The sequence below is a fragment of the Hymenobacter miniatus genome, assembly GCF_016427455.1.
Taxonomy (GTDB): domain Bacteria; phylum Bacteroidota; class Bacteroidia; order Cytophagales; family Hymenobacteraceae; genus Hymenobacter; species Hymenobacter armeniacus.
Map to the genome: position 1 here is coordinate 82,821 of NZ_JAELXR010000005.1, position 21,721 is coordinate 104,541.

Below are 21,721 nucleotides of genomic sequence, written 5' to 3' on the forward strand. Positions count from 1 at the left end.
TTTATCAACAATCATAAACACCTGATAATTGGACACATAATAACAATTTTAAAAACTTCGCAATGAGGCAAAAAAAAAGCTCGCTATCGGGCGAGCCATATTTTTTTTGGTGCGAATGATATTAAATTTTCACTTCTTTAAAGCCTTGCTTTAAGTGAAATAACGGTTGTTCAGTAACGCTTTAACTCAATGGCCGAGACCGGGCGGCGCTTACAGAATGTGTAGTTCTATGCGCCGATTGAGCTGCCGGTGGGCTTCGGTGTCGTTCGGAGCCAGCGGATGGCCTTCGCCGTACCCTTTGGAGCGCAAGCGGGTGAGCGGGATGCCGTGGCCGGACAGGTAATCGACCACCGACTGGGACCGGCGCTGCGAGAGCTGCAGGTTCGATTCGGGCGTGCCCACGTTGTCGGTGTAGCCCGATACCTCAATTTGCACGTCGCGGTACTGGCGCAGAAACTCGATAAGCCGGTTCAGCTCGGTGCGCGACTGCGGCTTGAGCTCGTACTTATTGGTGTCGAAAAACAGGTTGTTCAGCACCACGGAGCGGCCGGCCCGCACGGGTTCTAGGTAGATGTCCAGCGTGAGCGGGTTGAAGGAGTGCTGGTCGGAATAGTCGAAGCTGAGGCTTTTGAGCAGGTATTTGTCGGCGGCGGCGTACATGGCGTAATGGTGGCCTTCGTTGAGCACCACGGTGTAGTCACCGTATTCTGGGTCGGAGGTCACAAACTGCGTCAGCACGTCGGTATCCAGGTCATAAAGCTTGACCTCGGCCTTGAGCGGTTTCTTGGTGTTGGCATCGAACACCCGACCCTGCGTGTAGGTACTGGTTTCGCGCGCTTTCACTGGCGCGGGCACGGCAAAGCTGAACAGCTCCACGGGCCGCTCCCGCGCCAGTCGGTAGCCACCGGAAGGCTCTTCGGTAGCACGGCTGCGCGAGCAAAATCCCTTTTGGTTGTCGGAGGTGATGAACAGCGAGGCCTCGTTTTCGAAAGTGTTGAGCGGGTAGCCCAGGTTGCGAGGTTCGCTCCAGGCGCCGACGGCGCTTTTTTCGCACCGAAACACGTCGAGCCCGCCCATGCCCACCAGCCCGTCGGTCACATAATAAAGGGTGGTACCGCTGGCATGAATGAACGGGGCCATGTCTTTGCCGGCGGTATTCACGGGGGTGCCCAGGTTTTGGGCCACGCTCCAGTTGCCATCGGGCTGCAGGGTGGTCACGTAAATGTCTTCCTGGCCCTGCCCACCGCGGCGAGTAGACGTGAAGTACAAGGTGCGGCCGTCGGCCGAGAGTGAGGGCTGCGAATCCCACTCCGTCGAATTCACGTTGATGCCCAGGTTGACCGGGGCGCTCCAGTTGTTGCCGGTGCGGCGCGAAATGTACAGGTCGCAGTTGCCAATGGCCTTGGGCCGGTCGCACGAAGCAAACACTAGGGTTTTGCCGTCGCCCGAAATCGAACCCGCCCCTTCGTTATAGCTGGAATTGATGGCCGGCGAAATGGGCACCGGCGCCCCCATCGAGCCGTCTTTGTTTTGCCGGCTCACATACAGGTCTTCGCCGCTGCTGGCCGCCGGGCGCCCCGTGAAGAGCAGGAAGCGGTTATCAGCCGTGAGGGCCGGAAAGTATTGGAACTTAAAGCTGTTCAGCGGAGCGGACAGGGCCACGGGCGCTTCGCCCTGCGGGTGCTTCATGGCTTCCAGCGCAAACTCGCAGGTGAGCAGCTGGCGCTGCGACTTGGCGAGGTTTTTCTGGGTTTTGGGCGCCACCTTCATCAGCTGCCGGTAGGCGTCGAGGCCGGTTTGGTACTCGCCGTAGCTCAGGGCCAGGTCACCCAGCAGCTGGTACTCCGAGGCGTGCGAGGCATCGGGTGTCACCCTGGCCAAGCCGTTGCGGTAGGCCGTGAAGGCGCCGCGGTTGTCGCCCATGGCTTTTAGCAACGAGCCTTTGAGCAGAAAAGCCTCCCCAAACGAAGGAAACTTCTCGTTAAGCTGGTTGAGGGTTTCCACGGCTTTCACAAAATCCCGCTCCTTGGTTTGCTGCTGCGCTTTTTCCAGTAAGGCCCGCGCCTTGGTATTGGTGGGCGTTTGCACCTTGGGCGGCAGTTGGGCGGTTGCTACTTCAGCCGAGCCCAGGCACAACGCCCACATTACTGCGAGGCGCAATGCCCCCAACACTTTTTTGCGACGCATAGGGTACGCTATGGAATGTCAAGATACTTATGGGTTTGAAGCGACACCTGCCATTGCGGGTGTTGCTTCACATACTCTACCAGTTCGGGCGTCATGCGGGCGGCACGGCTCCATTCGGGCTGTAAGTATAAGCGGGCGGTGCCGGGAACCTGCGCGGCGTGCTCTTCGGCCCAGGCAAAATCGGTGCCGTTGAACACTATCACCTTCAACTCATGCGCTGCCGCCAGCACTTCCGGCAGCGGGGCCTTGAATTTTTTTGGCGACACGCACACCCAGTCCCAAGAGCCGGAAAGCGGATGCGCGCCGGAGGTTTCTATCCAGGTGCGGCAGCCGGCGGCCTGCAGTGCGGCCGTGAGCGGGCCCAGGTCGTGCATCAGAGGTTCGCCGCCGGTGATGACGACGTTGCGGCCCGGGTGCTCCAAAACGGCTTCCACCAACTGGGCCACCGACTGCCGCGGGTGAGCGTCGGCGTCCCACGACTCTTTCACGTCGCACCAGTGGCAGCCCACATCGCAGCCGCCCAGGCGAATAAAATAGGCGGCCCGGCCCGTGTTATATCCCTCGCCTTGAATGGTATAAAACTGCTCCATCACCGGCAGCAGGGCGCCACTGGGCAAACCAGCATCTTCACCAAATGGTGCAATTATTTCAGAAGAAAGTAAAGTCACAGGTATCATACTAATGCGGGTGCCGGAATGCCGAACAGCCGTAACGCTGGCAATGGGACGCACTGTTCCATGGCCGGACTTTAAAAGTACAGGTTCGGCCCACTATAACCTAATATTCCAAAAAATCAGCCGCCTACCGGGGGTAAATTTCGCCCTTTGCCGCGCGGAGCGTGTTCAACAAAAGCATGGCGATGGTCATAGGACCCACACCGCCGGGCACCGGCGTAATAGCCGATGCCAAAGGCGCCACCTCGGCAAAGTTCACATCGCCTTTGAGCACGTAGCCGCTCTTCTTGGTCGCGTCGGCCACGCGGGTGGTGCCCACGTCGATGACCACGGCGCCGGGCCGCACCATGTCGCCGGTCACGAACTCCGGCCGGCCAATGGCGGCCACCACGATGTCGGCCGTGCGGCAGATTTCAGCCAGGTTCTGCGTCCGCGAATGACATAAAGTAACGGTGCAGTTCGCCGTATCCAAGTTCTTAGCCAACAAGATACTAACTGGTGTTCCCACAATGTTGGAACGTCCAATCACCACGCAGTGCTTGCCGCTGGTTTTGATACCTTGGCGGGCCAGCAGCTCCACAATGCCGGACGGCGTGGCGGGCAGTAGCGCGGGCAGGCCGGCCACCATGCGGCCGATGTTCATGGGGTGAAAGCCGTCGACGTCCTTCTCGGGCCGAATGGCTTCGATGACTTTTTCGGGGTCGATGTGCTTGGGCAGCGGCAGCTGCACAATGAAGCCGTCGATTTCCGGGTCGTGGTTCAGCTCGTCGACTTTGGCCAACAATTCGGCTTCCGTAATGTCGTCTTCGTAGCGCAGCAGCGTAGAGGCAAACCCCACCCGCTCGCAGGCCAGCACCTTGTTGCGCACATAGGTTTCGGAGCCGCCGTCGTGGCCCACGAGAATGGCCGCCAGGTGGGGCACCTTTTTACCGGCCACTTTCATGGTGGCTACTTCGGCGGCGATTTCGGCTTTGATGTCTTCGGCGGTTTGCTTGCCGTCGATGAGGTTGGAGGTGGTGGTTAGGCTCATGGTTTACCGGTCATCCTGAGCGCAGCGAAGGACCTCATCACGTCCGCGCCGCTCAATTAAATGAAATCCCGAGTAGGCAGCCGTGATAAGGTCCTTCGCTGCGCACAGGATGACAAAACAAAAAAGCGGCCCGAAAGCCGCTTTTTTTAAATCAATCGATTTTCAAAACCGCCAGGAAGGCTTCTTGCGGAATCTCGACCGAACCCACCGAGCGCATCCGCTTCTTGCCTTCTTTCTGCTTTTCGAGCAGCTTGCGCTTGCGGCTGATGTCGCCACCGTAGCACTTCGCGATTACGTTTTTGCGCAGGGCTTTCACGGTTTCGCGGGCAATGATTTTCTGACCGATGCTGGCCTGAATGGCGATGTCGAACATCTGGCGGGGCAGCAGCTCGCGCAGCTTCTCGCAGAGGCGCTTGCCCCACTCGTAGCTCTTGGAGCGGTGCACGATGGCCGAGAGGGCGTCCACCTTCTCGCCGTTCAGCATCACGTCGAGCTTCACCATGTCGGACTCGCGGAAGCCAATCAGCTCGTAGTCGAGCGAGGCGTAGCCACGGCTGATGGACTTGAGCTTATCAAAAAAGTCAAACACAATTTCCGACAGTGGCAGCTCGAAGCTCATCTCCACCCGCTCGGAGGTCAGGTAGCTCTGGCCCTTGATGATGCCGCGCTTGTCCATGCACAGTGTGATGATGGCACCCACATATTCCGAAGCCGTGATAATCTGGGCTTTGATGTAGGGCTCCTCGATGTGCTTAATCAGGTTCGGCTCGGGCATTTCGCTCGGCGCGTTGATGGTCAGCAGTTGGTCTTTGGTGCCGGTGGCGTGGAACTGCACGCTCGGCACCGTGGTGATGACCGTCATGTTGAACTCGCGCTCCAGGCGCTCCTGCACGATTTCCATGTGCAACATGCCCAGGAAGCCGCAACGAAAGCCGAAGCCCAGGGCCACCGAGGTTTCGGGTTCCCACACCAGGGAGGCGTCGTTGAGCTGCAGCTTTTCCATGCTGGAGCGCAGCTCTTCGTACTCGGTGGTATCGACCGGGTAGATACCGGCGAATACCATCGGCTTCACGTCGGCGAAGCCCTGGATGGCTTCGGGTGTGGGCCGGTGCACGTGCGTGATGGTGTCGCCCACCTTCACCTCGCGGGCTTCCTTGATGCCCGAGATGAGGTAGCCCACGTTGCCGGCGCTGATTTCCTGGCGCGGCTCCTGGTTCAGGCCCAGGATGCCGATTTCGTCGGCGCCGTACTCCTTGCCGGTGGCCATGAAGCGGAGCTTGTCGCCCTTTTTCATGGTGCCGTTTTTGATGCGGAACAGTACTTCGATGCCGCGGTAGGAGTTGAAAACAGAGTCAAAAATCAGGGCCTGCAGGGGGCCTTCCGGGTCGCCTTTGGGGGCGGGCACCCGCTCGCAGATGGCGTTCAGGATGGCTTCGATGCCGATGCCGGCCTTGCCCGAGGCGTGGATGATGTCCTCGGGCTTGCAGCCGATGAGGTCCACGATTTCGTCGGTCACCTCCTCCGGCATGGCGTGCGGGAGGTCGATTTTGTTGAGCACGGGAATGATTTCCAAATCGGCCCCGATGGCGAGGTAGAGGTTGGAAATGGTCTGGGCCTCAATACCCTGGGAGGCGTCGACGATGAGCAGGGCGCCTTCGCAGGCGGCGATGCTGCGGCTCACTTCGTAGCTAAAGTCGACGTGGCCGGGCGTGTCAATCAGGTTCAGCGTGTAGATTTCCCCTTTGTAGGGGTACTGCATCTGAATGGCGTGGCTCTTGATGGTGATGCCGCGCTCACGCTCCAGGTCCATGTTGTCGAGCAGCTGGGCCTGCATGTCGCGCTTGGCTACCGTGCTGGTAAACTCCAGCAGGCGGTCGGCCAGGGTGCTTTTGCCGTGGTCGATGTGGGCAATGATGCAAAAATTGCGGATATTCTTCACAGAGGGCGGTTTTTCAGAGCACGAAGGTACGAAACATGGGGCGCAAAAGCCAGTTGGCGGCCCCAAAGGCTGCGGCCGGCCGGGTAGTATAAGTGCCCCAAGCGCCGTAGTTTTGTCGATTACCTGCTAATAAACACTTATTGCCAGTCGCCTATGCAACCGCAAACCGCTACGCTTTCCCCCGTTTCCGCCGAAAACTCGCGGCAGAAGTTCCTCATTGCCGCGCTCAACAGCACTGCCATTTATGTGTTGGCGTACTACGGAGTGTGGGCCGCGCACCAAGGGAGCAAAGTGGCCATGTCGCGCCTGCTCAGCATCCGCGGATTTTGGGACCCCAGCCGCATCGTGTACACGCTTGCCGACCGCGAGTGGTGGCAGCTGGCCGTGCTAGGCGTGTACGGCATTGGGCCCCTGGTGTGCTTTTTCATTGGAGTGGCGGCGTTTTGGTGGTACTGGAAGCGCGAGCGCGCCCACCCCGGCCTGTTTAAGCTGCTGCTGCTGTGGGTGGCGTTTCATGCCTGCAACGCCATTTTTGGCGCTTTGCTCGCCGACTCGCTGCGCCAAGAGGGCTCCTGGTACGTCACGGACTGGCTGCTGCGCATGGGCAATGCCGCCGACGTGGTGGTAGCGCTGGTGGCGGGCCTCATTCAGCTGGGTATGGGCCACCTGGGCTCGGTGGCGTTTCTGCAAGCCCACGACTCGCACACGGTGATGAAGTTTACCAATCGCAAGCGCATGGTCATTTACACGCTGATGTGGCCCTGGGTGGGCGGCGGTGTGTTCATTGGCCTCTCCAAACTGCCGTATTTTTCCATGCACGAAGCCCTGCACCTGCTGATGATGGGCCTGCTGATATTTCCGCTCATTCTGGGCTGCGTCAACGACCCATTCGATTCCACTGTGAAGCGCGCCCAGCCCTCGCACATAGCCTGGGGCATTGTGTTGCTGGCGGTGTTGGGGGCCGTGGCCTGGCGGGTAGCCCTGAGTCCGCCGGTGCCCATTATGTAACCGTGAGTGTAAAGCTGGCTGGAACATTCCACGGCAGCAGTGGTTGGGAACCCGGGGCTGGCAATGTTGCCAAGCGCCAAACCACCATAACTCCTTTCCTTCCCATGGGTATCACTCTCGAACAAGCTCAGGCTGCCCTCAAGGCCGCGCACCAGAAAGCCCTTGACATGGGCGTCAAAATGAACATTGCCGTGGTGGATGCCGGTGCTAACCTCACCGCCTTCGCCCGGATGGACGACGCCTGGCTGGGCTCGCTGGATATTTCCATCAAGAAGGCCAAGACGGCGCGCTTCTTCGACATGCCCACTGGCGAAATCGGCAAACTGGCCCAGCCCGGCGGCCCGCTCTACAACATTGAGCACTCCAACGGCGGCCTCATCAGCTTCCCCGGCGGCATTCCCATCATGGATTCGGGCAACCGCGTCATTGGCGCCATCGGCGTGTCGGGCAGCACCGTGGAAGACGACCACGCCGTCGCCCAGGCCGGCGTGAATGCCATTCAGGGGCAGTAACGAACCTTGCTTCTTTTGCTGAATTGAAACGCCCCGGCCACCCCGCCGGGGCGTTTTTCGTACCTTCGCGCACCAATTAGACTCCCAACTATGCACCCCGCTCCCACCGCGCCCTACAAACCGAAGAACCACGTTCGCATCGTCACCGCCGCCGCTTTGTTTGACGGCCACGACGCGGCCATTAACATCATGCGCCGCATTATTCAGAGCAGCGGCGCGGAAGTGATTCACCTCGGACACAACCGCTCGGTGCAGGAAATCGTGGACTGCGCCATTCAGGAAGACGCCCAGGCCATTGCCATCACCAGCTACCAAGGCGGACACAACGAGTACTTCAAGTACATGCACGACCTGCTGAAGGAGCGCGGCGCGGGCCACATCAAAATCTTCGGCGGCGGCGGCGGCGTGATTCTGCCCACCGAAATTGAAGAGCTGATGGGCTATGGCATCACGCGCATCTACTCGCCGGACGATGGCCGCGCGATGGGCTTGCAGGGCATGATTAATGACTTGCTGCAAAGTGCGGACTTTCCGACCGGGCAGAACCTGAACGGTGAGGCGGGCCACGTGCAGGAGAAAGATGCCCGCAGCATTGGGCGTTTGATTTCGGCGGCGGAGAACTTTCCTGAGGAGTTTGAGCGGGTGAAAGGCCAGCTGGTGCAGGAGTTTCAGCTGAGCGAAAACAGCCAGAACCAATCCCTGAAAGTAGGGCACTCCGCTCCCATTCTTGGCATCACGGGCACGGGCGGCGCGGGCAAGTCCTCGCTGGTGGATGAGCTGGTGCGGCGGTTTCTGATGGACTTTCCGGACAAGACCATCGCCATCATCTCCGTAGACCCCAGCAAGCGCAAGACCGGCGGGGCGCTGCTCGGTGACCGGATTCGGATGAACGCCATCAACTCGCCGCGGGTGTACATGCGCAGCCTGGCCACGCGCCAGAGCAATCTGGCCCTGAGCCGCTACGTGCAGGACGCCGTGGACGTGGTGCGCGCCGCTAATTATGACTTGATTATTCTGGAGACTTCGGGCATCGGGCAGTCCGACACCGAAATCATCGAGCACTCCGACGCCAGCCTGTATGTGATGACGCCCGAGTACGGCGCGGCTACGCAGCTGGAGAAAATCGACATGCTTGATTTCGCCGATGTGATTGCGCTGAACAAGTTCGACAAGCGCGGGGCGCTGGATGCGCTGCGCGACGTGCGCAAGCAGTATCAGCGCAACCACGGCCTCTGGGACACGCCCACGGACCAGATGCCGGTGTTCGGCACCATCGCCTCGCAGTTCAACGACCCGGGCATGAACCGGTTGTACCGGGCGGTGCTCAAGATGCTGGAAACCAAGACCGGCGCCACCTTCGCCTCGAAGCTGGAAACGACGGTGGAGGATTCGGAGAAGATTTACATCATCCCGCCGCACCGCACCCGCTACCTCTCCGAGATTGCGGAGACGAACCGCGCCTACGACCAGCGCGTGCGCGAGCAGGCCCAGATTGCGGAAGTAGCCGGGGCGTTTGCGAAGCTGGAGGAGCACTACCGCGACGAGAAGAAAAGCTCCGACAGCATGGTGGAGGAATTCGGCAAGAACAAGCAGACGCAGCTGCGCCGGCTCGATGCCGACAGCCAGGCCATTCTGGAAAACTGGGAAAATACCTTGCAGAACTACCGGAATCCGGAGTACGTGTACTCGGTGCGGGGCAAGGAAATCCGGGTGCAGACGCACACCAAGTCGCTGTCGGGCAACATGATTCCGAAGGTGGCCACGCCGCGCTACACCGGCTGGGGCGACCGCCTGCGCTGGGCCATGCAGGAGAACTTCCCCGGCGAATTCCCCTACACGGCCGGTGTGTTCCCCTTCAAGCGCGAAGGCGAAGACCCCACGCGCATGTTTGCCGGCGAGGGCGGGCCGGAGCGCACCAACCGCCGCTTCCACTATGTGAGCATGGGCCTGCCGGCCAAGCGCCTGAGCACGGCTTTCGACTCGGTGACGCTGTATGGCGAGGACCCGGATTTGCGGCCCGACATCTATGGCAAAATCGGCAGCGCGGGCGTGAGCATCTGCTGCCTCGACGACGCCAAGAAGCTGTATTCGGGCTTCAACCTGGCCAACCCCAGCACGTCGGTGTCGATGACCATCAACGGGCCGGCGGCCACGCTGGCGGCGTTTTTCATGAACGCGGCCATCGACCAGCAGTGCGAGCTCTACATCAAGGAGCAGGGGCTGGAGGCGGAGGTGGAAGCCAAAATCGACCAGATTTACAAGGCCAAAAACGTGGCCCGCCCCCGCTACCAGGGCGAGCTGCCGGCCGGCAACGACGGCCTGGGCCTGCTGCTGCTCGGCGTGACGGGCGAAGACGTGCTGCCCGCCGATGTGTACGCCACCATCAAGGCCAAAACGCTGACGCAGGTGCGCGGCACCGTGCAGGCCGACATTCTGAAGGAAGACCAGGCCCAGAACACCTGCATTTTCAGCACCGAGTTTGCGCTGCGCCTGATGGGCGACGTGCAGGAATACTTCATCCGGCACGCGGTGCGGAATTTCTACTCGGTGTCGATTTCGGGCTACCACATTGCCGAGGCGGGCGCCAACCCGATTACGCAGCTGGCCCTGACGCTGAGCAACGGCTTCACGTTTGTGGAATACTACGTGAGCCGGGGCATGAGCGTGAACGACTTCGCGCCGAACCTGAGCTTCTTCTTCTCCAACGGCATCGACCCGGAGTACGCCGTGATTGGGCGGGTGGCGCGCCGCATCTGGGCCAAGGCCATGAAGCTGAAGTACGGCGCCGACGCCCGCAGCCAGATGCTGAAGTACCACATCCAGACCTCGGGCCGCAGCCTGCACGCCCAGGAAATCGACTTCAACGACATCCGCACCACGTTGCAGGCCCTGTACGCCATCTACGACAACTGCAACAGCTTGCACACCAACGCCTACGACGAGGCCATCACCACGCCCACCGAAGAATCGGTGCGCCGGGCCATGGCCATTCAGCTCATCATCAACCGCGAGCTGGGGCTGGCCAAAAACGAAAACCCGCTGCAAGGCTCCTTCATCATCGAGGAGCTGACCGACCTGGTGGAAGAGGCGGTGCTGCTCGAATTCGACCGCATCACGGAGCGCGGCGGCGTGCTCGGGGCCATGGAAACCATGTACCAGCGCGGCAAAATCCAGGAGGAAAGCATGCACTACGAGATGCTGAAGCACACCGGCGAGTACCCCATCATCGGCGTGAATACCTTCCTCTCGTCGAAGGGCTCGCCCACGGTGGTGCCGGCCGAAGTTATCCGGGCCACAGAGGAGGAAAAGCAGTACCAAATCGAGATGCTCAACATCCTGCACGCCCGCAACGCCGACCAGACCGAAACCCGCCTCAAGCGCCTGCAACAAGTGGCCGTGCGCAACGAAAACCTGTTCGAGGAGCTGATGGAAACGGTGAAATTCTGCTCGCTCGGCCAGATTACGAACGCGCTGTTTGAGGTCGGCGGCCAGTACCGGCGGAATATGTAGGGGTTAACTTTCCCGATTAAAAGACGGGCTGCTATAATTAGCAGCCCGTTTTTACTTTATGCTTGTCCCAATGAAATACTGGATACTTGCCGCTTCATTAGTTCTTAGTGCTTGCTCTCATAAAAAAGAAATGCTGACAGAAAAGGAGTTTGCGGAAGAATATTTATTGATGCTTAAAAAGGACAATCCAGGAGTCGTCTACAGTCTTTCTCCTGATTTAGGAATTACAGCCAAGTATAAAGGCAAAGACTATAGACATTTTCCTGATAATGCATATCGAGAATACACTTTAGAACCTGATTCAATTGAACAAATACTAAAGAAGTTCTCACAGACAGCTCATGAGCTATATCAAGAAAGCGAAGCAGTAGATGTTAATAACATCATTCCCGTGATTAAACCCACCAGCTTTCTTAACGATATTGGCCAATTAGGAGAAGCTAGTGACTCCATAAAACCTACTGTTGTTTATCAGCAATACAACGATAAACTATTAATCGTTTTTGCAGAAGATAAGGAACACGGCATCCACTACTTTACTCAAGAGAATTTTCAAAAGCTAAACATCAGTCAGGATTCAGTACAGGAAATAGCACTGACTAACTTAGAAAGAAAACTGCCTAATATTGAGAAAACAGGGGATAATGGGAGGTATATGGTAACAGCCGGTGGCGACTATGAAGCAAGTTTAATTTTACTAAACTTCATTTGGTTACAGAATAATTTTGAGGTAAAAGGAGACATAGTTGTTGCAATTCCTAATCGAGATATGTTGCTCGTTACTGGGAGTAAAGACAAGGCTAATCTCAAATGGCTGAAAGCCGAAGCTCAGCAATCTTATGACTCAGGTTCATACCAAGTTTCTCCTTCTTTATTCAGATGGAATGGCAAGAAGTTTTTGAAATTTGAATAGTAACCCAAGACACACCCAGCTTCCTCAGCGGCTCTAAGAGGCGCCGGGGGCACGGGGGCGGGCGCTGGGGGCCGGGCGGGGGCGGCGTGGAGGCACATTAGGTAGCGGAGACGCGCGGGCGTCTATCGTATCGCTACTAGCTCCTATCGTACCGTATCTGGCGCGGCGGGCGGGGCATACTCACCGACCGTTTGCAACCCTACGCTGGCCGGGTTAGTATGCCGCAGCTGTGTTGTGGCCGGGTTGGACATTCCTTCCCTGAAGCCGGCCGCTTATTCCTGCCTTTGCCTTATGATAAATCATTTCACCGAACTAGACAGGGCCAAGCTGTTTCTGCTGTATCATCTCAATCCGGTGCACCCCAAAGCGCCACCGCGTCCCAAAGGCCCCTTGCTTCGGATTGTCATCATTCGGCACGGCGAAAAGCCCACCGAAGGCGATAACCTTTCGGCCGAAGGACTGGCCCGGGCCCTGGCGCTGCCCGAGGTGCTCAACAACCTCATGCCCCAGCCCCCGAATTTCACCTATGTGCCCTGCATCGGCACCGACAAGGAGGAAACCACCCGCGTGCGCATGATGCAAACCGTGCTGCCCTACGCCGTGCAGCACAACCTGACCATCAACAGCGACTACGCGCCCGACGAAGTGAAGGGCCTGGTGAAGGAGCTGCGGCGGCACCGCGGCACCGTGCTGCTGGTGTGGGAGCACCACAACATTGTGAGAATTGCCGAAGCCCTGGGCATTGCCGGCCCCCTGGAATGGCCCGACGACGACTACGACAGCATCTGGACCATCACCTTCCGGAAAGGCCGGGCCAAGGGCAAAGCCAAATTGCCGGTGCTAAAAAGAAGCCGCCAGGGCATTCAGCCCGAGGTGGATTGACGAACAGGCCCCGCCTTCGCCGCCCGGGCCGGGTTTGGCGCTTGTTTGCACAAAGCATTACCTGGCAAGCGCTTATGCCCTACCTTGTGGAAACCACCGCCGGCGTCGGCGTGGCAGGCCCCCCACTTTAGCGCAAGTCGAATGAAAGCCTACGTACTAACTCGCTACGGGAGCAACAAGGAGATTCAGGCGGTGGACCTGCCAGAGCCGCTGGTGAAGCCGAACGATGTGCTGATTCAAATCAAAGCGACGAGCGTCAACCCGGTCGATTTTAAAATCAGGGACGGGCAGCTCAGGCTGGCCTTGCCCCTGCGGTTCCCTCACATTTTGGGCAACGACGCGGCCGGCGTGGTGGCCAAGGTTGGCAGCAGCGTGACGCAGTTTAGGCCCGGCGACGAAGTGTATGCCCGCGTCGACGTCGACCGCATGGGGGCCTTTGCCGAATACGTGGCCGTCGACGCAGGCGCCGTGGCCCCCAAGCCCGCCCGCAGCACCATGGAAGAAGCCGCGGCCTTGCCGCTGGTGGCACTCACGGCCTGGCAGGCGCTGCGCGAAGTGGGCCAGCTACAGCCCGGGCAGCGGGTGCTCATCCACGCGGGCTCGGGGGGCGTCGGTACGATGGCCATTCAGCTGGCGAAGCACTGGGGGGCCCACGTGGCGACCACCACCAGCACGCCCAACGTGGAATGGGTGCAAGGCCTGGGCGCCGACCAGGTGATTGACTACAAGAAACAGGCCTTCGAAACCGTGCTAAACGGGTTTGACCTCGTGCTGGATACGCTGGGCGGAGCCGCGCTCAACAAGTCGTTTCAGGTGCTGAAACCCGGCGGCAAAGTGGTGTCGGTGACCGGGCCGCCTGACCCGCAATTTGCCAAAGACCAGGGCATGAACTGGTTTATGCAACAGGCCTTGTGGCTGCTGAGCTTCCGCGTGCGCCGACTCGCGAAACAGCACCACGCGAGCTACTCTTTCCTGCTGATGCACCCCAGCGGCCCGGAGCTGCGCGAGCTGAGCGCCCTCGTAGACGCCGGCACCGTGCGCCCGGTGATAGACCGGGTGTTTCCCTTCGAAGCCACCAAAGAGGCCATAGCATACCTCGAAACCGGGCGGGCCAAAGGCAAGGTGGTAATCCGCGTGGCGTAAGGCCGTTGCCGGGCTTCGCTCGGGGCGCAACGGCTTTCTGTGGGGCGCAGGGTGGCTCCCCCGGCCAGAATCCCCGACCTTTGCCGGCCCATGAAGCACTTCCTTGACCTCTCTACCTGGAACCGGCGCGAGCATTTTGCCTTTTTTTCCGCGTTCGAAGAGCCCTTTTTCGGCCTGGTGGCCACCGTCGACTGTACCCGCGCCCTGGCCGAGGCCAAGCGACTGGGCGTGCCGTTTTTCCTGTATTACCTGCACGCGGCCCTGCACGCCGTGAACCAGGTGGAGGCCTTCCGCTACCGCATCGAGGACGGCCAGGTGGTCTGCTACGACCGCATTCACGCCTCGGCCACCATCGGGCGGACCGATAACACCTTTGGGTTTTCCTTTATGGAGCACCACCCCGAGCTGGCCGACTTCCTGCCCGCGGCCAACGCCGAAATTGCGGCCGTGCAAGCCGGCCCGGGCCTGCGCCTGAACGAGCAAACCGGCCGGCCCGACGTCATCCATTTTTCGGCCATTCCGTGGGTGCGCTTCACCGGCCTGACGCACGCCCGCAGTTTCGGCCACCCCGACAGCTGCCCCAAGATTTCGGTGGGCCAAACCTATACCGAGGGCGGCGCCACGCTCATGCCCGTGTCCGTCAACGTGCACCACGGCCTGGCCGATGGCTACCACGTAGGACTTTTCCTCCAGGCGTTTCAGGAGCGGCTGGGGTAGTTTTTGCCACTGCGGCTTTCATATTCGGTTTATGCCTACTTCTTCGCGCTTTGCCCTGCCTGCCGTGCCGGCCGTGCTGCTTTCCATCGTCAGCGTGCAGGGCGGGGCGGCCATTGCCAAAGGGCTGTTTCCGGTGCTCGGCGCGGCGGGCACGGCCAGTGCGCGCATTGGGCTGTCGGCGCTGGTGCTACTGGCGGTGGTGCGCCCCCGACTGGGACGGCTGAGCGGCGCACAGTGGCGGGCCGTGGTGCCATACGGGCTGGCATTGGGCGCCATGAACTTCCTGTTTTACTGCGCGCTGGCGCGGGTACCGCTGGGGCTGGCCGTCACGCTGGAATTTGTGGGGCCGCTGGGCCTGGCCCTGGCGGGGGCGCGCCGCTGGGTAGATGTGGCGTGGGCGGTGCTGGCCGCGGCCGGCATTGCCCTGATAGCCCCGTGGAGCGGCTCCGGGGTCGACCTCCTGGGGATGGGTTTTGCCCTGGCCGCGGGCGGGTGCTGGACCGTCTACATCGTGCTGGGCCAGCGCACCGCCGCCGTGCTGCCGGGGGCGCAGGCCGTGGCCGTGGGCATGCTGTTTGCCGTGGTGCCGGTGCTGCCGTTTGGAGTGGCCAGCGGCAGTTTGCTGGCGTTTACGCCGCACTTGCTGCTGCTGGGGGCCTTGCTGGCGGTGTTTTCCAGCGTGCTCCCATTCACGCTGGAAATGCAGGCCCTCCGAACGCTGCCGACGCGCACGTTCAGCATCCTGATGAGCCTGGAGCCGGTGGCAGCGGCTATTTCGGGCTGGTTGCTGCTGGGCGAACGGCTCACCTTGGGGCAATGGCTGGCGGTGGTATTCATTGTGGCCGCCAGCGTGGGGGCTACCCTCACCGCTACCCAACCGCCCGCTGCTATTGGGGGAGAATAATTGGCACTGGCAGCACAATACTTAAAGCGGTTTTGCGAAGCTGCCATCAGCCTGGTTTCTCCTCACGCAGGGCCACCTCCGTCCTTGGCGCCGCATACTTGGCGCCGCATATTTGTGCATGCAAAGCCGGGTTCTCTTCCTCACGTTAGCGCTGGCCATGGCACGGGCCAGCCAAGGGCAAGACTTATCGGGCACTTGGCAAGGAGTGGAAGTGCACCTGCCCCGAGCCGACTATTGGCCGGCGGTACTGACCATTACCGAAGGCAAAGGGGGCATAATTGCCGGCACCCTGGAGCAGGAAGGCGGCATGAACCCCACCAATATTGTCCGCTTCCTGATAAATGGCCAACACAGCGGCGCCCGCATTCGGCTCGACCAAAGCAAAATCCTGTACCAAACCGGCCAAGGGTATGCGTCGTGGTGCCAAGGCTACCTCGACTGCACCTACAACGCCGCGGAAGAGCGGCTGAGTGCCCGTTCCACTTTTCGCCCCGTCAACGACTGCAGCACGAGCAGTTTTGACCTGTTTCGGGTGAAGTTGAAGTCGGCGGCCCAAGTTCCGGCCGGGAGTTGGAGTACGCTGCGGATTTCGGGTCGGGAGGTGGTCTGGTTTTCGGACCGCGCCCTGCAGCACCAAGTAGCCAAGGGCAATAGCTTCCGCACGCGTCTAACGACAACCACCACGTTTTACATCACGCAGGGCTTTTACCCGTCGCACAAAAGCGGCCCGGTGCCCGTGACGGTGCGGGTGGGCCCGGCATTGGCCGCGCGGAAGCCACAACGGGCAGCGGCGCCCCTGCTGCAAATTGCCGCCCCGGTGGCCCTGCCCGACGTATTGTTTCGCACCGGCACCGCCGAGCTGCTACCGGTGTCGGAGCCCACGCTCTTGCAGCTGCTGCAGGAACTGCGGGCTCATCCCAAGCTCCGGCTGCGCATTGCCGGCCACACCGACCAAATTGGCGACGCCACGAAAAATCTGCTGCTGTCGGAGCAGCGGGCAGAGGCCGTCCAGCGTTATTTACTGGGCGTCGGCGTGGCGGCAGCTCGGCTGGAAACCATTGGCTACGGCCATAGCCGCCTGCGCTACCCCAGCCCCGACTTGCGCAACCGACGGGTTGAAGTGGAGGTGCTGAAGTAGTGACACGTGCCCACCGCGTTGCCCGTAAGGCATTCGGGGCCATGGACTGCTGGGGCGCCACATAACCCACGAGGCAGCAAGTTGCTTTTACAATTACCGCTATTTCATCAACTCCCCTTTCCGCATGACCATCACCATTGCCGCCCACTCCGCCCACCCGCTCACCGTCAACCGCCTCGGCTACGGCACCATGCGCCTCACCGGCCCCGACATCTGGGGCGAGCCCGCCAACCGCCCCGAGGCGCTGGAAATCCTGAAAACTGCCGTGGCCAGCGGCGTGAATTTCCTCGACACCGCCGACTACTACGGCGAGGACGTGACCAACCGCCTTATTCAGGAAGCCCTGCACCCCTACCCGGCCGGGCTGGTTATCTGCACCAAGGTGGGCGCCACCCGCCGGCCCGACAAAAGCTGGGTGCCCTTCAACACCCCCGATAACCTGCGCACCAGCATCGACAACAACCTGCGCACCCTTCGGCAGGAGCAGATTCAGCTGGTGCACCTGCGGCTGATGGGCCACGGCCCGGTGCCCCTGGCCGAGCAGCTGGGCGCCATGTTTGAGTTGCAGCGCGAGGGCAAAATCCTGCACGTGGGCCTGAGCAACGTGACCCGCGAAGAGCTGGAAGCCGGCCTGCAGCTGGGTCCCATTGCCACCGTCGAAAACATGTACAGCTACGCCCAGCGCACCACCGTGCAGCTGCCCCACGGCGCCAACCCCGGCGGCGAGGAAGTGCTGGACCTCTGCGAGCAGCACGGCATTCCGCTCATTCCGTTTTTCTCGCTCATCCACGGCTTGCCCAAGGCCGGCAACAAGCTGGCCGAACTGGCGCAGAAGTACCGCGTGTCGGAAGCACAGCTGAACATTGCCTGGCTGTTGCACCGCTCCCCCTGGATTCTGCCCATTCCGGGCACGTCGTCGCTGGCGCACCTGCGGGAGAATCTAAAAGCCGCCGAAATTCAATTGAGCGCCGAAGACATGACCTATCTGGGGTAAGTAGCCATTGGGGTGGCCTGCTTATTTTTGGCCCCCTCGTCGGCATATCGGCAGGCTGTTTTATTGTTTGATGAAGAAATTTCTGCCGGCCACGCTGCTGGTTGCGTTCGGGCTTCTGACCCCGGCCTGGGCGCAAACCGCGGCACCCCTGGATACCACCATCACGCGCACGGTTGCCAACTACCGCATTTTCAGGGGCGAGCTGCCCGCAGATTTGCCAACCGCGGGCCTGCTGTTCATCCGCTACACGGCGGCCGATGTGCCGCCGAAACGGCCCGACAACGTGCCCGCGCAGGTGTTTCGCTACCGCAAGACGCACAACGACAAGTTTGCTGCCGCCAACGAGCAGTTGCTGGCCGCCGCACAGAAGTACCCCTACAAGCACCGCATCACCACGCAGGACTCGGCCCAGTACTACCGCACCCGGGGCTACCGTTACGAACTGTTTTTCGACGGGTTCAACCGGTTCTACGACCTTTCCCGGCACGATATCGACGTGAATGCCTCCGGTGGCAAAAGCTCCGATGTGCGCCTGTCGGACCTGTACGTGCTGAACCTGGACAATAACAGCGTGTACGTGTTTGAGGAATTCAACGAGAACTACCTCTACTATTATAAAGGCATCGTGGGCATGCTCCTGAAGAAAGTGAACAAGCAGTTTGGGGCCGGCCAGTAGCCCGTTGCCTTCGAAAACTCCTAGCAGGCGCCTATTTTCGCGCCCATGAGACGCAGCATTCAGTATGGCATCGGGGCCCTGCTGCTGGCCGGCCCCGTGCAAGCCCAATCCCTGACGGGCGTATGGCAGGGCGTAGAAGCCGAAACCGGCGAGCCGGGTGCCTATTGGCCGGCGCTCCTACGGCTTCAACACAGCAAGAGCAACGCCGTTTTTGGCGTATTGTACCAGGAAGTGGGCGGCAACCCGGCCGTTTCGGTCACCTTTCAGATGAGGGGCGCGCGCACGGCCACCGGCCTCAAGCTCGACCACGGCGACAAGCTCAGCGAAACCGGCCGCACGCCCTTCAACTTCTGGTGCGATGGCTCCATCACCTTCACCTACGACGCGGCGCTCGAGAAGCTGACGGGCCACGCCACCTACCGGCCCGTGGGCTCCTGCGACGTGGGCACGCTCACCCTCTACCGCGTGAAGCTGAAGTCGGCGGCCACGGTGCCGGCCGGCGTCGAGAGCAGCATCCGCGTCTCGGGGCGCAACGTGCTGTGGTACGCCGACGCCGACCTGAAGCAGCCCGTGAACACGGGCAACACCTACCGCACCAAGCTCACCAAAACCACCACTTTCTACCTCACCCAGGGCTACTACCCCACCAGCCAGAGCGCGGTGGTGCCCATCACCATCACGGTAAAAGGCAAGGCGCCCAAAACGCCGGCGCCTGCCCCGCCGGTGGCGGCGCCCGCGCCCGCCCCCACCGTGGCGCCGCCCGACACGGCCCGGCCGGCCTCCGCGCCCCTGCTCACCGACAAGCCCGTGGTGCTGCCCACGGTGCTGTTTCGGGTGGGCAAGCCGGAGCTGCTGCCCGAATCGGGCCCGGCCCTGGAGCAATTGGCTGCCGAGCTCAGGGCCCGGCCCGCGGTGAAGGTGCGCGTGCTGGGCCACGCCGACCGCGTGGGCGAACCCGACAAAAACCAGGTGCTTTCGGAGCAGCGCGCCGAGGCCGTGAAGGCATGCCTGGTGAAAGCCGGCATCGCCCCGGAGCGCATCGGCACGGTGGGCTACGGCGACTCGCGCCCCCTGTTCCCGTCGCCCGACGCCCGCAACCGCCGCGTGGAAGTGGAAGAAATGAAATGAGGCTGTTGCTTTTGGAAGCTGGTTAGCCAATAAAGACGCCGCCGGTGCTAAACTTGCAAGTGAATGGCCGAAAGCACCGATGCTTTCGGCCATTTCTGTCTTATGCTGAAACCTATCGATACGATTGCGCTGGCCCTGGGGCTGCTGGCGTTGGCCGCGCCCGCCACGCTGCGGGCCCAAACCACCAGCCCCGCCTGGAACAACAAGCAGTGCGCCGTGGTGCTGACCTACGACGACGCCATCGACGTGGACCTCGACAACGTGGTGCCGGCGCTGGATTCGGCCAAATTCCGGGGCACGTTCTACCTCATCGGCTCGTCGCCGGTGGTGACGCGCCGCCTGCCCGAATGGCGCCAGGCCGCCAAGCGCGGCCACGAGCTGGGCAACCACGCCCTGTTTCATCCCTGCGACGGCAGCCTGCCGGGCCGCGGCTTCGTGACGCCCGACCACGACCTGAGCAAATACACCGTGGGCCGCGCCGTGGACGAGGTGCGCGCCAACAACACCTTGCTCACGGCCATCGACGGCAAAACCGCGCGCACCTTCGCCTACCCCTGCGGCGACCGGCAGATTGGCGGCGTGATGTTTTACGAGCAGCTGAAAAACGACTTCGTGGCCGCCCGCGGCGTGACGCCGGGCCTGAAGCCGGCCGCCCAGGTGGCGCTCGACAACGTGGATGCCTACTCCATCAACGGGCAGAACGGCCAGTACCTCATCGACCTCGTGAAACAGGCCCAGGCCTCGCACACCCTGCTGGTGTTTCTGTTTCACGGCGTGGGCGGCGGGCACTCGCTGAACGTGTCGCTGCCGGCGCACCGGCAGCTGCTGCGCTACCTCAAGGCCCACGAAAAGGAAATCTGGGTGGCCCCCATGGTGGAGGTGGCCCAGCGGATAAAAGCCGAGCAGCAGGCCACTGGCAGCAAAAAGTAGCCGGGCGCCAGCGGGCGGGCAGCGACGCCGGCCGGCGCGGCCTTGTTAAGTTTGCGGGCTTCCCTCCTGTCCTTTCTTTCCGCGCTGCGCCATGCAGGATATTTACAACGACCGCACCTACCTGGCCAACAACCCGACCTGGCACGAGGAAGACGCGCCGTTTAAAGCCGAACGAATCTTGCGGCTGCTGCGCCGCAACACCGTGCCCACGGCCACCGTTGGGGAAGTGGGCTGCGGCAGCGGCGAGGTGCTGGTGCAGCTGGCCGCGCAGCTCCCCCAAAGCCGCTTCACCGGCTTCGACATCTCGGCCGACGCCATGGCCCTGGCCCGCGGCAAACAAACCGACCGCATCCGTTTCGAGCTGCGCGACCTCACCAGCACCGGCGTGGCCGAGCCCTTCGACCTGCTGCTGGTCGTCGACGTCATCGAGCACCTGCCCAACTACTTTCAGTTTTTGGAGGACATTGCCGGGGCGGGCCGCTACACGCTGTTCCACATTCCGCTCGACCTGAGCCTGTGGTCGCTGCTGCGCGAGCAAATGCTCATTGAGTCGAAGGCGCGGGTGGGCCACATCCACAATTTCACCGAAGACTTTATCCTGAGCGTGCTGGCCGACTACGGCTACCGGGTGCTGGATAAGATGTACACCGAGCCGCGCTACAAGCACTGGTCAGCCAAAGAACGGCTCACGCACCTGCTGCGGCGGGCGCTCTACGCTCTCAGCCCGCGGCTGTGCAGCAAGCTGCTGGGCGGCTATTCGCTGCTGGTGCTCACCCAAAACTCCGCCCGCTAGGCCGCGGGGCCCACACCGCCATGTCGCACCGCCACTTTCTCATCCACAAGCCATACGGCTACCTCAGCCAATTTGTGGGCGAGGCCAAGAAGAAAAAGCTGGGCGAATTTCACGACTTTCCGGAGGGCATCATGGCCATTGGCCGCCTCGACGAAGACAGCGAAGGCCTGCTCCTGCTCACCACCGACGGCCGCACGAGCGAACAAGTGCGCAGCAAGAAAATTGAAAAGGAATACTACGCCCAGGTCGACGGCCTGATTGACGAGGCGGCCCTTGAGCAGCTGCGCACCGGCGTCGAAATCGGCATCCACAACGTGCGCTACCGCACCAGCCCCTGCGCGGCCCACCGCCTCGACCCCGCCCCGCCCTTCGCGCCGCGCAGCCGCAAAATCCGCGACGACCGGCACGGGCCCACCAGTTGGGTGTCCATCACCCTCACCGAAGGCAAATTCCGGCAGGTGCGCAAGATGACGGCGGCCGTGGGCTTTCCCACGCTGCGGCTGGTGCGCGTGCGGGTAGGCAGCATCTGGCTGGGCGATTTGGCCGCGGGTGAGGTGCGGGAAGTCTTCGACTTTGGCCTTCGAGACAACGACTAACACAAACAGGCCACCGTACTTCGCTTGCGCTTAGCACGATGGCCTGT

Annotated in this window: 19 protein-coding genes; 15 read left to right on the forward strand and 4 right to left on the reverse strand. The window is 61.3% G+C overall.

Annotated features, from left to right (window positions below; genetic code table 11):
* Window positions 1–210: 210 nt before the first annotated feature.
* The 4 genes from JAO73_RS09335 to lepA all read right to left on the reverse strand — a co-directional run bounded on the left by JAO73_RS09335 (window position 211) and on the right by lepA (window position 5,830).
* Window positions 211–2,187 carry an OmpA family protein gene (locus JAO73_RS09335; RefSeq protein WP_233169065.1) on the reverse strand — a complete coding sequence of 659 codons (1,977 nt, stop codon included), beginning with the start codon at window positions 2,185–2,187 and terminating at the stop codon, window positions 211–213.
* 8 nt (window positions 2,188–2,195) lie between these two features.
* Window positions 2,196–2,777, reverse strand: a complete 582-nt coding sequence (locus tag JAO73_RS09340; protein WP_198977054.1) for a 7-carboxy-7-deazaguanine synthase QueE — start codon at window positions 2,775–2,777, stop codon at window positions 2,196–2,198.
* 211 nt (window positions 2,778–2,988) lie between these two features.
* Window positions 2,989–3,891, reverse strand: coding sequence for a bifunctional 5,10-methylenetetrahydrofolate dehydrogenase/5,10-methenyltetrahydrofolate cyclohydrolase (locus JAO73_RS09345; RefSeq protein WP_198976798.1), 903 nt, complete (start codon window positions 3,889–3,891; stop codon window positions 2,989–2,991).
* 151 nt (window positions 3,892–4,042) lie between these two features.
* Window positions 4,043–5,830: a translation elongation factor 4 gene (gene lepA / locus JAO73_RS09350; RefSeq protein ID WP_198976799.1), complete on the reverse strand. Its 1,788-nt coding sequence runs from the start codon at window positions 5,828–5,830 to the stop codon at window positions 4,043–4,045.
* Window positions 5,831–5,983: 153 nt separating this feature from the next.
* Between lepA and JAO73_RS09355 the strand changes: the two genes are divergently transcribed.
* The 15 genes from JAO73_RS09355 (at window position 5,984) to JAO73_RS09425 (ending at window position 21,674) form a co-directional block, all read left to right on the forward strand.
* Complete coding sequence (locus tag JAO73_RS09355; RefSeq protein WP_198976800.1) at window positions 5,984–6,838, forward strand: hypothetical protein; 855 nt, start codon at window positions 5,984–5,986, stop codon at window positions 6,836–6,838.
* A 104-nt stretch (window positions 6,839–6,942) separates the two neighbouring features.
* Window positions 6,943–7,350, forward strand: a complete 408-nt coding sequence (locus tag JAO73_RS09360) for a GlcG/HbpS family heme-binding protein (RefSeq protein ID WP_198976801.1) — start codon at window positions 6,943–6,945, stop codon at window positions 7,348–7,350.
* Between the two features lie 90 nt (window positions 7,351–7,440).
* On the forward strand, window positions 7,441–10,860 hold the full coding sequence (locus tag JAO73_RS09365; RefSeq protein WP_198976802.1) for a methylmalonyl-CoA mutase family protein: 3,420 nt from the start codon (window positions 7,441–7,443) through the stop codon (window positions 10,858–10,860).
* 70 nt (window positions 10,861–10,930) lie between these two features.
* Window positions 10,931–11,773 carry a DUF1444 family protein gene (locus tag JAO73_RS09370; protein WP_198976803.1) on the forward strand — a complete coding sequence of 281 codons (843 nt, stop codon included), beginning with the start codon at window positions 10,931–10,933 and terminating at the stop codon, window positions 11,771–11,773.
* A gap of 291 nt (window positions 11,774–12,064) precedes the next feature.
* Window positions 12,065–12,655 carry a histidine phosphatase family protein gene (locus tag JAO73_RS09375; RefSeq protein ID WP_198976804.1) on the forward strand — a complete coding sequence of 197 codons (591 nt, stop codon included), beginning with the start codon at window positions 12,065–12,067 and terminating at the stop codon, window positions 12,653–12,655.
* A 141-nt stretch (window positions 12,656–12,796) separates the two neighbouring features.
* The gene (locus tag JAO73_RS22975; RefSeq protein ID WP_198976805.1) at window positions 12,797–13,798 is read left to right on the forward strand and encodes an NADP-dependent oxidoreductase; all 1,002 of its coding nucleotides are present in this window, start codon (window positions 12,797–12,799) and stop codon (window positions 13,796–13,798) included.
* A gap of 90 nt (window positions 13,799–13,888) precedes the next feature.
* Window positions 13,889–14,515, forward strand: coding sequence for a chloramphenicol acetyltransferase (locus JAO73_RS09385; protein ID WP_198976806.1), 627 nt, complete (start codon window positions 13,889–13,891; stop codon window positions 14,513–14,515).
* Window positions 14,516–14,546: 31 nt separating this feature from the next.
* A complete protein-coding gene (locus JAO73_RS23205; RefSeq protein ID WP_198976807.1) occupies window positions 14,547–15,419 on the forward strand; it encodes an EamA family transporter in 873 nt (290 codons plus the stop codon).
* 118 nt (window positions 15,420–15,537) lie between these two features.
* Window positions 15,538–16,557: an OmpA family protein gene (locus JAO73_RS09395; RefSeq protein WP_198976808.1), complete on the forward strand. Its 1,020-nt coding sequence runs from the start codon at window positions 15,538–15,540 to the stop codon at window positions 16,555–16,557.
* A gap of 124 nt (window positions 16,558–16,681) precedes the next feature.
* A complete protein-coding gene (locus tag JAO73_RS09400; protein ID WP_198976809.1) occupies window positions 16,682–17,551 on the forward strand; it encodes an aldo/keto reductase in 870 nt (289 codons plus the stop codon).
* A gap of 70 nt (window positions 17,552–17,621) precedes the next feature.
* Window positions 17,622–18,227, forward strand: a complete 606-nt coding sequence (locus tag JAO73_RS09405; protein ID WP_198976810.1) for a hypothetical protein — start codon at window positions 17,622–17,624, stop codon at window positions 18,225–18,227.
* Between the two features lie 45 nt (window positions 18,228–18,272).
* Window positions 18,273–19,355, forward strand: coding sequence for an OmpA family protein (locus tag JAO73_RS09410; protein WP_198976811.1), 1,083 nt, complete (start codon window positions 18,273–18,275; stop codon window positions 19,353–19,355).
* 102 nt (window positions 19,356–19,457) lie between these two features.
* Entirely contained in the window at window positions 19,458–20,285 is an 828-nt protein-coding gene (locus JAO73_RS09415) for a polysaccharide deacetylase family protein (RefSeq protein WP_198976812.1), read from the forward strand.
* Window positions 20,286–20,376: 91 nt separating this feature from the next.
* The gene (locus JAO73_RS09420; protein WP_198976813.1) at window positions 20,377–21,078 is read left to right on the forward strand and encodes a class I SAM-dependent methyltransferase; all 702 of its coding nucleotides are present in this window, start codon (window positions 20,377–20,379) and stop codon (window positions 21,076–21,078) included.
* 20 nt (window positions 21,079–21,098) lie between these two features.
* Window positions 21,099–21,674 carry a pseudouridine synthase gene (locus JAO73_RS09425; protein WP_198976814.1) on the forward strand — a complete coding sequence of 192 codons (576 nt, stop codon included), beginning with the start codon at window positions 21,099–21,101 and terminating at the stop codon, window positions 21,672–21,674.
* Window positions 21,675–21,721: the final 47 nt, after the last annotated feature.